The sequence below is a fragment of the Paenibacillus sp. alder61 genome, from assembly GCF_020179875.1.
GTDB classification, from domain to species: domain Bacteria; phylum Bacillota; class Bacilli; order Paenibacillales; family Paenibacillaceae; genus Fontibacillus; species Fontibacillus faecis.
This window is the reverse complement of the sequence record NZ_JAIUDG010000022.1, coordinates 24,171-37,480: the sequence shown is the minus strand read 5'-3', so window position 1 is coordinate 37,480 and position 13,310 is coordinate 24,171. Positions and strand designations below refer to the sequence as shown.

At 51.7% G+C, this 13,310-nt stretch carries 12 protein-coding genes; 3 read left to right on the top strand and 9 right to left on the bottom strand.

Features of this window, described 5'->3' with window-relative positions; translation table 11 throughout:
- Nucleotides 1-87: 87 nt before the first annotated feature.
- On the bottom strand, nt 88-1,629 hold the full coding sequence (locus tag LBW89_RS21190; protein WP_225040246.1) for an extracellular solute-binding protein: 1,542 nt from the start codon (nt 1,627-1,629) through the stop codon (nt 88-90).
- A 166-nt stretch (nt 1,630-1,795) separates the two neighbouring features.
- Between LBW89_RS21190 and LBW89_RS21185 the strand changes: the two genes are divergently transcribed.
- From LBW89_RS21185 to LBW89_RS21175, 3 genes are all read left to right on the top strand, one after another.
- The gene (locus LBW89_RS21185; RefSeq protein ID WP_225040244.1) at nt 1,796-3,583 is read left to right on the top strand and encodes a sensor histidine kinase; all 1,788 of its coding nucleotides are present in this window, start codon (nt 1,796-1,798) and stop codon (nt 3,581-3,583) included.
- Nucleotides 3,561-5,150, top strand: coding sequence for a response regulator (locus tag LBW89_RS21180; RefSeq protein ID WP_225040242.1), 1,590 nt, complete (start codon nt 3,561-3,563; stop codon nt 5,148-5,150). The genes LBW89_RS21185 and LBW89_RS21180 overlap by 23 nt, the downstream gene beginning before the upstream one ends.
- A gap of 61 nt (nt 5,151-5,211) precedes the next feature.
- Nucleotides 5,212-5,955 carry an SDR family NAD(P)-dependent oxidoreductase gene (locus LBW89_RS21175; protein WP_225040241.1) on the top strand — a complete coding sequence of 248 codons (744 nt, stop codon included), beginning with the start codon at nt 5,212-5,214 and terminating at the stop codon, nt 5,953-5,955.
- A gap of 76 nt (nt 5,956-6,031) precedes the next feature.
- Here LBW89_RS21175 and LBW89_RS21170 read toward each other — a convergent pair whose 3' ends face one another.
- From LBW89_RS21170 to LBW89_RS21135, 8 genes are all read right to left on the bottom strand, one after another.
- Nucleotides 6,032-6,958, bottom strand: coding sequence for an NAD(P)-dependent alcohol dehydrogenase (locus LBW89_RS21170; RefSeq protein WP_225040240.1), 927 nt, complete (start codon nt 6,956-6,958; stop codon nt 6,032-6,034).
- Nucleotides 6,959-7,046: 88 nt separating this feature from the next.
- Nucleotides 7,047-9,719 carry a LuxR C-terminal-related transcriptional regulator gene (locus LBW89_RS21165; protein WP_225040239.1) on the bottom strand — a complete coding sequence of 891 codons (2,673 nt, stop codon included), beginning with the start codon at nt 9,717-9,719 and terminating at the stop codon, nt 7,047-7,049.
- Nucleotides 9,720-9,815: 96 nt separating this feature from the next.
- A complete protein-coding gene (locus LBW89_RS21160) occupies nt 9,816-10,424 on the bottom strand; it encodes a class I SAM-dependent methyltransferase (RefSeq protein ID WP_225040238.1) in 609 nt (202 codons plus the stop codon).
- The gene (locus LBW89_RS21155) at nt 10,411-10,926 is read right to left on the bottom strand and encodes a hypothetical protein (RefSeq protein WP_225040237.1); all 516 of its coding nucleotides are present in this window, start codon (nt 10,924-10,926) and stop codon (nt 10,411-10,413) included. Before LBW89_RS21155 ends, LBW89_RS21160 begins: the two co-directional genes overlap by 14 nt.
- A gap of 26 nt (nt 10,927-10,952) precedes the next feature.
- The gene (locus LBW89_RS21150) at nt 10,953-11,318 is read right to left on the bottom strand and encodes a cupin domain-containing protein (RefSeq protein ID WP_225040236.1); all 366 of its coding nucleotides are present in this window, start codon (nt 11,316-11,318) and stop codon (nt 10,953-10,955) included.
- 38 nt (nt 11,319-11,356) lie between these two features.
- Nucleotides 11,357-11,875 carry a DUF2569 domain-containing protein gene (locus tag LBW89_RS21145; protein WP_225040235.1) on the bottom strand — a complete coding sequence of 173 codons (519 nt, stop codon included), beginning with the start codon at nt 11,873-11,875 and terminating at the stop codon, nt 11,357-11,359.
- 118 nt (nt 11,876-11,993) lie between these two features.
- On the bottom strand, nt 11,994-12,215 hold the full coding sequence (locus LBW89_RS21140; protein ID WP_225040234.1) for a hypothetical protein: 222 nt from the start codon (nt 12,213-12,215) through the stop codon (nt 11,994-11,996).
- Nucleotides 12,216-12,221: 6 nt separating this feature from the next.
- Nucleotides 12,222-13,190, bottom strand: coding sequence for a hypothetical protein (locus LBW89_RS21135; RefSeq protein ID WP_225040233.1), 969 nt, complete (start codon nt 13,188-13,190; stop codon nt 12,222-12,224).
- Nucleotides 13,191-13,310 lie beyond the last annotated feature (120 nt).

Below are 13,310 nucleotides of genomic sequence, written 5' to 3'. Positions count from 1 at the left end.
TCCCTTTGTGGTTGAATGCATTTGTTCACGAGTCATTATAGAAAAAAAGGGAAGGAACTTGATTTCAAATCCTTTGGGAAACGCTTTCTATTCTTTGTGGGTCGATAAATACCCGCCTTTCCGCAAATCGCTCAGCATCGCCTCACGTACCGTGTAGCCGTTATAAGCGTGATCATGCTTATCCGCATAATCGCTCCAGCCCTTGTCGTCCAGCGGGGCATTCCCGTAAATGAATCGGGCCGCCATTTGCTCGCGGAATAGCTTAAGATCGTCGATCAATTCGGCACGCTCCATCGCATATCCCATCGAGTATACCGATCCCCGCTTGCCGCCGTTTTGTATCATGCTGCGAACAACCTCGAACTGCCGCTCATCCGGGAACATGGCTCGCATTACCTCTTCATCGTCCAGAAACAGACTGCGCTCGCCGATCAGACTATATACCTCCAGATACTCATTCTGTTTTCCTTCGAGCAGCCGTTTCCGGCCTTCCTGCCGAACGTGATTGACGCCTTTTTTACCGTAAAGAATCAGTTCCCGCCCTTCGTCACTGTAATACCAGTTCATAAGCTCGATAATCTTTCGGACTTTTTCCGGGGACTTCCCCGCTTTTTCCGTGATACCTACGGTCGTGGGAACGTGGATCGTCGGCCAATGCGAACCGGTTCCGGCCGGTCCTACCAATGGCGGTAAATAGGCGATATCCGCCTGCGGATTATACGCCTTCATTTCCTGAATCAGCTCGGACGGGTAACCGGTGTAGTGAAAAATACCGACCTGCCCCTGCACGATCTTTTCCCGTTTGGTATTGGAGTCGTTGGTCGCCAGGTCCGGATCCAGGGCGCCACTCTGCATCAGTCCGTTCATAAAGAGCAGGTATTCCCGGTATTCGGAACTGGTCCAGCCCCCTTTCAGCTGTCCGTCCAGCAAATATTCATCCGGAGACGTATTGCCGGTAAAGGCCGAGAGGAGTTCCCAAAAATCCTGGCAGCTCATACAGCCCCCAGCGGTAAAACCATAGGTGTCGTCTTTCCCGTTTCCGTCCGGATCCTCCTTTGCGAATGCCTCGGCGACCTCGGCAAACTCCTGAACGGTTCGCGGCGCATCAAGCGAAAGGGCGTTCAACCAATCTCTACGGATGAATAAGCCCTCCACGGCAGGTCCGGTCCGATTGGGAATCCCGTAATACTCCCCTCTGTCATCCGAAATGGTACGAAGCATATCGGAAGTGATATAATCCAGATGTTCCGGCAGATCTCCCGACTTCAAGGCTTCATTTAGCGGAATGAGATACCCCTGCGTGCGGGCGGTCCGGTAATCCATCATGTTGAAAAAATAGATCATATCCGGCAGATCGCCCGAAGCCACGCGAGATGCCAGCTTTGTCCTCCAATCCTGCGATCTTCCGGTCGAGAAGTTGAATCTTAAATCGATATTCAACCGCTTGCGGATCGTCTGCAGAATGAAATCTTCCTGCGGATCGGGAAACTCCACGTTATACGGATACCATCGGTCCACCTCCAAAACAACCAGCGGTTCCTCCCTCGCGGAATCCGAACAAGACGCGAGCAGTCCCGCGCTCGCCAGCAGCAACGCCAACAAAAACAGGCGCTTTAAATGAATGGCCAATTCACCCACTCCTCTCGTCAATCTCTTGTTTCTATTTTGTTATAATAGTGGTGCAATGTGGATGCTAAATTTCCAAAGGATACGAACGTTTATCCAAAGATTTCGAAGGTTCGCCGTACAGACTCGCGTTACAATTAAACAACTTCCTGCTTAAGGAGCATGGTTGATGGCTAACGTTAAAGTTATGGGGATCGGCATTAAGATTTTTTGGATCAGTTTTTGCGGAATGGCCGGATTGATTGTCCTGATCTGGTATCTAACGCAAAATTTTATGATGGATACGTTCAAAACCCAGCAGACCCGTTATGTCGCAAATTTGCTGGAGCGGACGGAGGTTCATTTGAACCTGTTTATGAAAACGCTTCAGGGCAATCTGCTGGCATTATCCAGGGACGAGCGACTGTTGTCCGCTACGGAAGAAGAAGCGATCAAGCTGATGGAGAGCTATCGCATGTACTGGAATCAGGATCTGAAAAATATGTATATCATCCGTCCCGATTTGAAGATCATCGGCACGTCGGACTATTTATGGGACATTAAAGGGCACCGCATGGCCGCGGATATCTACAAAGCCGTGGTGATGAGCGATCAGATCTATTGGTCGGAGCCTTATGTATCCGACGTTTCGGACCACACCGTCACCGCAGGCGTCAACATCTACGATAAGGATGGACGGTACGTCAGCGTACTGGCCGTAGACCTGGACCTCCAGAACATTTTATCCAGCTACGGCCGCTGGAACTTCTCGCAAACGGAAGATTTGCTGGTCGTCAGCCGCGACTTTCGGCCGATTTCCATTTATCACTCGCTAGTGGGTTATAACGCCTTTCAAGACGAATATCTTGTCAAGGACATTTCGTTTGTACGCCTGGCGGACACGAACCGCCGGGAATGGAACTACCGGGATGAGCGCGGGAACAGCTGGTTTATCTCGCGGGCCCGGAACAATAACTGGGGTTGGCAGATTATGGCCGTTTTGCCCGAAGAGGAGCTCTACAGCAGCATCGAGAAAATTCGCTTTTATTCCATCTTGGTCGGATTGATCGGCGTTATGCTCTCTCTCATCATTTCCTATTACTTGTCCCGCTACGTCTCCCGCCCGATTTATATGCTGATCCGCCAAATGAAAAAGGTCAGCCGGGGGGACTTCCAGACACGCATTACCCTGCCGTTCCGCGGAGAAATCGGTATCCTTGTCCATAGCTTCAACCTGATGGTGCAGAAAATAAAAGGTCTGATGGACGAACTGCTTCAGAGTGAAACGAGCAAAAAACAATACGAACTGAAGGTGCTGCAAGCGCAAATTCAACCGCATTTTCTGTACAACACCCTGAACTCGATCAGTTATCTCGTACGGCGAGGAGACACCGACGACGTGGACCGCATGATAACCAGCCTGGTGGAAATGCTGCATTTCCACTTGGACAAAATCGACGAAATCGTGCCGATCCGCCAGGAGATCCAAGGCGTGGAGCATTACGCGTACTTATTGTCCATGCGCTATCCCGGCCGATTTTCATTGGAAGTTGAGTTGGAAGATAGCGTCTGCGCCTTTACGATACCTAAGCTGACACTTCAGCCGCTTGTTGAGAATGCGATTTTTCATGGCATTCTGGCGGATGACCGGTGCGGTACGATCGTGTTGACCGGACGCGTAGAACATGAGGCCTTCGTTGTGCTTGAGGTATCCGACGACGGCGTCGGCATCCCCGAAGCGAGGCTCGGCTCACTGCTCTCGTCGGGTGCTAAAGAGAGCCGCAAAGCCTATGATCACTTGGGGATCAGAAATATTCACGAACGGCTGCAGCTCCATTACGGTCCGGATTACGGCCTCTCCGTTCATAGTGCCCAAGGCGAAGGAACGACCGTAACGATCCGGCTTCCGGCCGTTCGTATTCCAGAGATGAATCTGCCGAAGGAAGGAGACGAACATGCTGCGAGTACTGCTCGTTGATGATGAATATATGGTGCTGGACGCTCTTTGCAACGATATCCGCTGGGGTGCGCTAGGCATGGAGATCGTCGCCACCGCGGTGAACGGCAAGCAAGCTTTGGAGCGGTGCGCCGTGTATCAACCGGATCTGGTCGTAACCGACATTACCATGCCGGTCATGGACGGCTTCGCATTGATGGCCGAACTGTCCAGGGATTTCCCGGATATTCGCTTTGCGATTTTGACCGCCCACAAGGATTTTCAGTATGCCCGTCAGGCTTTGTCGGCCGGCGCGCTTGACTATTTGCTGAAAACGCCGATGAATATCGAAGAAATCGAAAAAACACTTCTACGCTGTAAGGACGCGGTGATCCAGCAGAAGGAAGTGAAGCGGCGGGCCCTGCTTGGCGACCGCCTGCAAAAGGAGCATATTTGGGAGATTCGCCGGCATATGCTGGAGCAAATCCGCCGCGGTGTGTTCAACTATTCGGCGGAAGCGGAGAACTTGATTCGCGGTGACAACGGCAGGTTGGGCCGGGCCCCGTTTTACGTGCTGTGCGTGCGCCTGGCGCAGCGGTCATCCCTCTTTGCCCAGTACCCGGAAAGCGATCATTCGCTGATCTGCTTTACGATGAACCAGGCGATCTATGAAATCGTCAGTGAGCAGGTCGTGGGCGATGTCCTCCCCCACATCAACGGAGAGGCGTTCATCCTTGTGCAAAGGCCGGCCACTGCGAGCAAAGCCGAAGCTGAAACGCAAATCCACGGACTCTACCATGCGCTTAACCAGTGGTTTCGTAAATTTTTGAACACCACGCTGCTCTGCGGGATTAGCCCGGTTTTTCCCGAACTTTCCCTGCTCAAGCAAGGAATCTCGCAGGCGCTGCAAACCTTGGAAATCCAATTCTATGACAACCGCGGAACGCTTCATTTCCACCACGACTATCAACGTGTGGTATGGCGGCATGATAGCGACTACGATTGGGAGATCTTGACGGAAAGACTATTGTCCCAATGGTCCATGGAGGAGGTCGAGGGGCGCATTCAAGGACTCCAATCGCTTCAAGCCTTTGTGCGGGAGAAGCGTCCGCGTCCTTCCAAGTTGAAAGCGAATATTATCGAGCTGTTGGAGCGGCTGGCTCTCCCCCTTACCCGCCAGGAATGGATGCAGTTGGAATACAGCGACACGCTGGAGCATTGGAACGCCCAGCTTGAAGCCGTGCTCGGCAAACTGCCGAAACCGGTCGCCGGCCGTCAGGCCAACAAGCATCCGGACATTCAGAAGGCGCTTTCCTTCATTCATAACCATCTCGGCGAAAATTTGACTCTGCAAAAGGTAGCCGAACATATCCATATGAATCCGAGCTATCTGAGCCATCTTTTCAAGCTGCAAACCGGAGATAACTTCCTCGACTTTCTCACGATGCTGCGCATTCAAAAGGCTCGAGATTACCTGCTGCGGCCGGAATTCAAAAACTATGAGATCGCCGAAAAAGTAGGGTTCATGAACTACCCTCATTTCTGTACGGTGTTTAAGAAAATGACGGGCTTAACGCCGGGCGAATATCGGCGCAGTGTCCGTACATAGCCTGCAAAGCCGCTTGGAATAATAAGGCGGGAATAACCAATTCAAAACAAGGGGATATGCCATGACTAGCTTACAGCAAAAAATCGCCGTCGTGACCGGCGGCGCCAGCGGGATCGGTCTGGCCACGGTGGAAGCCTTCGTGGATAAAGGAGCGAAGGTGGTCATCGCCGACTTTAACGAAGCCGGCGGAAAAGCGGTAGAGCAAAAGTTAAAGGACAAAGGTGCGGATGTCCTGTTTCTGAGAGTAAACGCGGCTGACGAAAAATCCGTGGAAACACTCGTGTCGGAAACCGTCGGCAAATACGGAAAAGTGGATATCATGGTCAATAACGCGGGGGTGGGCGTGTTGGCCGCTACGCATGAATTGACGTACGAAGATTACCGGAAGGTGATATCGGTGAATCAGGATGGCGTCTTTTTCGGATCCAAGTACGCGATCCGTGAGATGCTGAAGTCCGGCGGAGGCTCGATCGTGAATACCGCTTCGATCTTAGGCCATGTCGGTGAAGCGGGCGCGTTCGCCTATAATGCCTCCAAAGGGGCGGTGGTCACGATGACCCGAAGCCTTGCCCTCGAATACGCAAAACAAAACATCCGCGTTAATGCCGTCTGTCCCGGCTACATCGAAACGGGGATGGTCAACAAGAAAGCGCTTGGGGATTTTTATGACGGGCTTGTCGCGCGGCACCCGATCGGGCGGCTTGGAACGCCGGAAGAAGTCGCGCACGCGATCGTCTTTCTGTGCGAAAACGACTTTGTCACCGGCACCTCTTTGTTTGTGGACGGCGGCTATACGGCACAATAACAGTAATCGCAACAAACTTCAAACTTCAAAAAGCACCGGCTGCTCCACTGCGGCAATCGGTGCTTTTTGAGTATCGTTACTTTTCATCGGCTCGACCAATTTGAATAATAACGGCTCCTTTTTTGCGTCCGGTTTCGGCATATCTGTGTGCCTCGGGGATTTGTTCCAACGCGTACCGCCTGTCGATCACCGCTTTTATTTTTCCCGATTCCATGAGTTCTCGTATCAACTCCAAATCGTCCGGCTTGACCTGGGACATCCCTTGCCCCTCTACTGTCACATACTTGCCGGTTGGCTTCAGAGCCTGGATTGAGAGGTTTTTTTTCAGTTTCCCGACAGCGTCGAAAATGAGATCATAACGCTCCCCGCGCTTCGTAAAATCCTCTTTCGTATAATCCAGAGTTCTGTCGGCACCCAATGATCTCACCAATTCCAAATTAGCCGTGCTGCACACACCGGTCACATCCGCGCCAAAATATTTTGCCAATTGAACAGCCATCGTTCCCACCGCACCGGATGCCCCGTAAATGAGGACGTTTTGTCCGCTCCGGATCTGGCCTTTCCTTAAAAAATACAAGGCGTTGGTTCCTCCCATCGGAACGGCTGCCGCTTCCTCATACGTGGCATTGGCCGGTTTCGGAGCGATTACGCCGCCTTCGGGCACACAGGTGTATTCCGCATAAGCCCCGAACCTCATCCCGGTTAGAGCGAAAACCCGATCGCCTTGCTTAAATCGCGTGACCCCTTTTCCGACCCGCTCGATTTCCCCGGCCAGTTCGACGCCAAGTATCGCTTTTCTAGGTCTTCTCAGACCCAAAAATAACCGCATCGGAATCCAGAACAGCCAAGGACTAGTAAAGCTGCGAACCCTTAAATCCCCGGACGCCACCGTTGCCGCGTGTATTTTGACCAACACTTCACCATCTTTGGGAGCGGGTTTCGGAACCTCCGCCAACTGAAGTACATCGGGCAATCCGTAATTGGTGCAAACCATCGCTTTCATCGATTTTCCCCCATCGCACTTTTTCAAGAAGTATATACTTTTGCGGGACGGGATTATAGATACTAAAGTATGGTTTTAAAAGTCAATATTACAGAAGTCCCCGCTCTCGAGCGAGTGCGACCGCCTCCGTCCGGCGTTTTACCTGCAGTTTGTCAAAAATAGCCCGGTTATGCCCTTTCACAGTAGGCAGCGCAATAAAAAGCCGCTCGCTGATTTCCTGATTTGAAAGGCCTTGGGCGATCAGCCGCAGCACCTCCAGTTCCCGCTCGCTCAGCGGCTCGATCAAAGGCGCGGTGGCCTTCTTCGCATACGCCGTGTTGATAGGTTTGTAGACGGGCAGCACCTCGCCTTCAAAAGCCGCTCTCAAATCGGCCAATTCGGCGGAATTCCCCGCCGCAATGCACAGCAGACGGTACACCGGAAGGCCCTCATCGATAAAACTACGCAGATGTCCCCCAGGCCTGGCCAGCGTTAAGGCGGCCGTGAGTTGCTCCACCGCTTTGGGACGGTCGCCGCAGGCTTCCAACGCGGCCGCCTTCAGGATTTTAATCTTCAACTGCCGGTCCTCCCAGCCCATTTCCTCGGCCTCCCGTTCCAGCGGTTCCAGTTCCTTCAATGCGGCGTCTGCCTCCCCCTGCGAGAGGAACACGCGGATCAGGCTGTACCGCTCATTCTGCTTCCGCGCCAGATGAGCGGCCTGGACCCGATTTCCCCGGCGCAGCAGCGCCAGAACCTGTACGGCGGCTATGGCCGGCCGCTGGGTTTCGAAGTTTTGATAATGGGCGGTTTGCTCCGCTTCCGCTAAGATGGATTCCGCTTCGGCCGCTTGCCCCTGAGCGAGCTTGATTTGCGCGAGAACCACTTGGCCCGCCACAACCCGGTCCGATTGATCGAATCTCCTGGCAAGGCGAATGCTCAGCGCGGCATGCTGAGCTGCGCGATCCAGGTCATTCCATTCGTAGCTTATGCGGGCCAAGCCCAAGTGAGCTTCGCAAGCCGCCGGCGGTTGAGGTTCTCCCGCCCATTTCAACACGTTGAAATAGGTCTCCTCCGCTTCATGAAGCCGGTTGTCGCCCTCCTGGATCATACCTAATCCCAACGCAGCCATCATGGCAATCATCGAATGTCCGATCGACCGGCTTAGCGAAAACGCCTCGGCATATGCCTTGCCCGCCGCGCGACGGTCCCCTTGGAGCTGGTATGCATATCCGAGCGTCCAGATGGCGGACGCCCGCACCGGTATATTATCCGGATGCAGACATTCCAGAGCGCGGAGCGACTCCGCCAGGATCGTTTCGGCTTCGTGAGCGCTCACGGCCAGCGTGGCTCGAATGGAAGCGATGTGTCCGATCAGATCTCGGGATCTTTCATCTGCTTCGGCATTTTGCAAAGCCGATTCGCCTGCCTCCAGTTTCCGGCGCGCCTCGTTCATCTGTCCCGTCATAAGCAGCGCGGAAGCATACATCACCCAGAGCGAAGGTCTCGCATCCATTTCTTCGGCGGGCAGCGAATGAAGCCAACTCAGTACGGGGGCTACCGCTCCGCGAAACAGCAGCGGCATCCGCTCTCCCTCCAAAAGCCGGGCGGCACGCCCCGTATCAGCCGCGGCGACGGCATGCTGAAAAGCCTGAAGCTCCATTCCCTGCTCTTCATACCATAGGCTTGCGCGGATATGCAGCCCGGCCACACCGTCACGTCCATGCTGCTCGTTGGATGCGACGCTGTCCTGCAGCCGCTTTTGCAACAGTTCCGCAAAAAGCTGATGATACCGGTACCAACGCCGTTCATTGTCCAGCGGTACGATCAACAGATTAGCCGCTTCAAGGCGTTCCAGCATATTTTGTCCCGAAACGGTGAGGGCATCGCCTCCCCCGTCAGCCCGGCTGCCGAGAACGGATTCGCACAAAGGACCGGACAGTCGATCAAGGATGGAAGTACGGAGTAAGAAGGTTTGTACCTCACCGCTTAACCGCTGAAACACTTCTTCAAGGAGATAGTCGACGATGTAGGCATGGTTGCCCGAAAAAGAGCGGATAAAAGCGGCGGGATCCTCAAGCCCCCTCAATGTTAGAGACGCCAGTTGAAGCGCGGCAACCCATCCTTCCGTCCGGGATTCCAGCACGCCGAGATCCGCGGGTGAAAGCATTGATCCCGTTGTGTTGCGCATAAATTCGGCGGCTTCCTCCCGCGAAAACCGCAGTTCGGCGGTTTGCAGTTCGGTAAGCTGGTCCCGGACTCGCCATCTGGCTAATGGCAGGCGCGGCTCTTCACGGGTCGCAATCACGAGGTGCATCTGCGGCGGCATATATTCGATCAAATAAGCGACCATTTTTTCGATCGTTCCGTCCCGGATGACGTGGTAATCATCGAACACGAGGTTAAAGGGATCCGAGATGAAGCCTATTTCTTCAAGCAAGGAGGCCATTAACGATTCGATAGGCACAGGCATGGGAGACTGCCGCAAGCCAAAAGCGGCACCTTCAAATTTCGGCCCGGCGAATTTCAAGGCTGCGCTCAGATAGGCAAAAAAACGAGCGGGATCGTTATCCCCTTCATCCAATGACAACCAGGCGATCGGCCTGCCGCAGCGGCGAGCCCATTCGCTGATCAGCGTCGTTTTCCCATAACCGGCGGATGCGGAAACAACGCTGAGCTTGCGATGCATGCCCGCATTTAACCGCTCCATCAGGCGCGAACGCACCACGGTGTTGGGCCGGGCCGGGGGGATAAGTAATTTGGTGGATAGCAAAGGTATGGTCATCCCGTACGCCGCCTTTCCGGATAATGATGGATTCTCTCAACCGCCTTTAACGTTTAGCAGTACCCCTAATGATATTCCCGATATGATCGCGGTCGCTCAACTTTTTCTTAATATATAATCGACAAACCCCTGCCTGATTCGGTTGCCCTCGAAATCCCGTTCAAGAACCCGGTATTCCTTATATAAGCATTCCATATCGGAAAATAAAGGGTCCGCCTCAAAATATTCGTAATACGAGTGTATGACGTTCTCCCCGTCTTCAAATTGTTCATATTGCGTTTCTCCCAGATCAATCCCCTCGCCAACCCGGAAATCATGGATGTTGAGAAAGTTGACGAACAAAAGCCCGCCCCTTCTCAGAACACGTTTCATTTCTTCGACGGCGATTCGCACATCTTTCTTTCTCATATGAAAAACGGAATTATAGGAATACACGAAACTGAAAGCTTCATCCGCGAAGGGAAGTTTTCGCATGTCTCCTTGCCGGATATTCAATTGCTGTCCGCGTTGATCGGCGAATTCATTCGCCAGCTGAATTTGACGCTCGCTTAGTTCAATTCCATAGGTCGAGTATCCGTGGGAATGAAACAGGCTCAAAGGGGGCATGTCTCCTCCCGCTCCGCAATCCAATATTTCCTTCTTCAATCCCGTTTCATTGCACAACGTCAAAAATCTGTATAATGGAATTTGTTTAAAGATCTCCACGTCGGTTCCGCTCCTTCTCTCCGAAAATGTCAAGAAACTCTTTCAAAACAGCCGTTCTGGTCTCATGATCCGTCTGTTCCAGCATCTGCACCAGGTTTGCGGCAAACCATTTCACATAGGAAGGGTCCATTTTGGCATTCTCGTCAAAAAAGTCCGCAGGATAGCCGTAAGTCTGGAGAGCATGTTCATTTACAGCTCCCAAATACTCGAACGCATATGAAAAAGTCCCTTTTTCAATCAACTCGTCAACGATCTGTTCAATCCGTTCGCGGGTGACCCGATCGACCAATACAACCTTGGATGCGGCCCAGTAAGCACCATTCAGGCCATGCCCTTTTACCTTATGGTCCTCCCTGATAGACTCTATACATTTATAAGTATAGAAATCCGCTATCCATGTGGTCGCATCGGGAAAGGTGACGACCACATCCACATGGGCGTCCTCCGGATCCTCGACCCAACTTTCAGCGGCTATTCGCACATGGCGTTTTTTTTCAAACATCGTCATCGTCTCCCCCTTTCCGGACTCTATTGTTCACACCAGTTAATTTCATTCATTTGGGGCAGCAGCCCGCTGCTTTCCAAAATCATAGCCGTCATGCCTTGTTCCGATCTCGAACTATGGACTTCGCCGGCCTCCCAGAACGCCGCGTAACCCGCTTGAATTTCGTACGCTACTCCCTCTTTTCCGCTGACCCATCCTTTTCCTTGGATAACGATAAACAATTGATCGACAGGCGCTTCGTGTGCGCCTAAATTTCCAGCTTGTCCGATGTGGACGCATCCCAGATGTACCGTATTGTCATGTTTGACCATCTTCGTAAAAAACGCATCCTTGCTGCCGAAATTCGAAATCGGGTGGGCATGATCTTTACCGAAACTGAAAATCTTCAATCGCTCGATCTCCTTTCCTAGTAAGCCAGTCTTATGAATTACCAGATGAATGTGTTCTTTACTCTTTCCGATTTCAAGAAATAGGGAATCCAGATAGCGCATATGATGGCTGATTTCACTACTTCTCTGATTGAGCTGACGTCCAACATTCCTGCCGGCATCGGAATCTGGAAAATTAGAACAGTGTCAATGATACCGAATAATAATCCGGCACTATAAGCTATGATCATTAGCCTGGGCAAAACTCTTTTTTTGCTATAAAACATGATCAGAATCATAATACAAAATATGAACATCGAGACGAAGTATACGGCTTCGAAAATAATGGCAGGTCCCCATAGCGGATGATATGCGGGTGAAGAAGGCGTGGTAAGAACCGACCAACTTTCCGGATTTAACAAAAAGCCGGAGACATATTCCCGTATTCTTGCTAAAAGCATCAGAATCGTAGCGTATAAAGAAATTTGAACCAAAACCAGCCAGCCCCCCAATCCGGAGACTCCCAAGTTAGAATGGTTAGGCGGCTCTGTCGGCAGATTATTTTGCATTTGCATCATAAACACATCCTTTTTACAATTTTTTCATAAGATCTAGTCTGGTTTCCCGTCAGACAACCTTGATAACATGAAATTCCTGCATATTTGCATCTTTTTCCAAATTACCTCGGAGGTCGGCCTAAATACCTGCACATTTGCATCTTTTTGGAGTTGGAAGGTTGGAAGCGTTAAAATTGAACGCCATCACTCCCGCCAATTCGCCCCCCTCATCGATCCCCAACAATTCGCTGGTCGGATCTTCCCCGTACTGTCCAACAATCCGTTCCGCCTGATTTGAACCGGCATACAGGCATAGCTTAAGTAATTGGATAACTTCCTTATGTACTTTCAGACTATACATGCTTCTTCATTGCCCCCAAAATGAATCGATCGTCTGGTCCAAATAATCCAGATTATCGCAATAAGCATCTATAAAGATGGAGTTGCTTATAATCGACTCCATTAGATGATCGGGAACTTGGTCATAGTAGGCGAATTGTACCTCGAGCTTCTGTACTTCCTTAAAAATACAAGTCAAGTCGTTCGAGAAGTTGTCTAACTCCTTAAGAGGAATATCCACGGATCCCCTCCATCCTCCCCCGTTGGGCTGGAGACTTTCACTTCTCCCCCTACTCGAGCGAATCGCCTCGATCAGTAAAGGAAGTTGATCCGAGGAGGTACCTTCGAATGCAACCTGCATGAAAGGTTCGAGTATAATGAGATCCGATTGCTGGATGGCTTGCTTGAATCCTATCGTCGCCGCGACCATATAGCACATGGCGCTGGAATCCGTTGCATGATAAGAGCCTTTAAACAAGGTGGCTCTGAAATCGACAACCGGAAAACCGCCTGCATATCCCCGGGTCATGCTACGTTCAAGCCCTTTCTTTACAAAAGGAACAAACTGGAGAGGGATCATCTCTTCATCCTGAATTTGGTTGACAAATTCAAAACCGCCGCCTCTCGGCAAAGGTTCGAACCTTAACCAGCAGTGACCGTAACGTGCCGGGCTTGAGGATTGTCGATTAAACCGCCCCTCCGCCTCAAATGGTCGAGCGAATGTTTCTTTGTACAGCACTTGTGGCGCCTCAGCCTTCAGTTCGACATCAAACCGATCGGTTAGGCGTCTTACGGTATCGGCCAGATGCTGCTTGCCGGCTCCGGCAAGGATAATCTGTTTCGTTTCGTCCTTGGTGAAAACCAACAGCCGGGGATCCTCATCCATGCCGCTTTTTAAGGCCAAGAATACGTTTCTGACTTCGTCTTTGGTGCGGAGGTGGCCTAAAGACAAAGTGAGCGCCATGTACGGGGCAAATAAATTTGTATCGGACAACATCGTCCATCTCCTTTCACTAAAAGATTTCGACAAATTGGAACATTATCCCTGCCCAACTAGGAAAACCTGCTTACGCCGATTAAATAAAGCTGCAATCATTTGGTGCGAAATTACATCTAT

Coding starts and splice junctions, on each gene's coding strand:
- LBW89_RS21185 (WP_225040244.1), top strand. CDS start 1,796: ATGGCTAACGTTAAAGTTATGGGGATCGGCATTAAGATTTTTTGGATC.
- LBW89_RS21180 (WP_225040242.1), top strand. CDS start 3,561: ATGCTGCGAGTACTGCTCGTTGATGATGAATATATGGTGCTGGACGCT.
- LBW89_RS21175 (WP_225040241.1), top strand. CDS start 5,212: ATGACTAGCTTACAGCAAAAAATCGCCGTCGTGACCGGCGGCGCCAGC.
- LBW89_RS21170 (WP_225040240.1), bottom strand. CDS start 6,958: ATGAAAGCGATGGTTTGCACCAATTACGGATTGCCCGATGTACTTCAG.
- LBW89_RS21165 (WP_225040239.1), bottom strand. CDS start 9,719: ATGACCATACCTTTGCTATCCACCAAATTACTTATCCCCCCGGCCCGG.
- LBW89_RS21155 (WP_225040237.1), bottom strand. CDS start 10,926: ATGTTTGAAAAAAAACGCCATGTGCGAATAGCCGCTGAAAGTTGGGTC.
- LBW89_RS21145 (WP_225040235.1), bottom strand. CDS start 11,875: ATGATGCAAATGCAAAATAATCTGCCGACAGAGCCGCCTAACCATTCT.
- LBW89_RS21140 (WP_225040234.1), bottom strand. CDS start 12,215: ATGTATAGTCTGAAAGTACATAAGGAAGTTATCCAATTACTTAAGCTA.
- LBW89_RS21135 (WP_225040233.1), bottom strand. CDS start 13,190: ATGTTGTCCGATACAAATTTATTTGCCCCGTACATGGCGCTCACTTTG.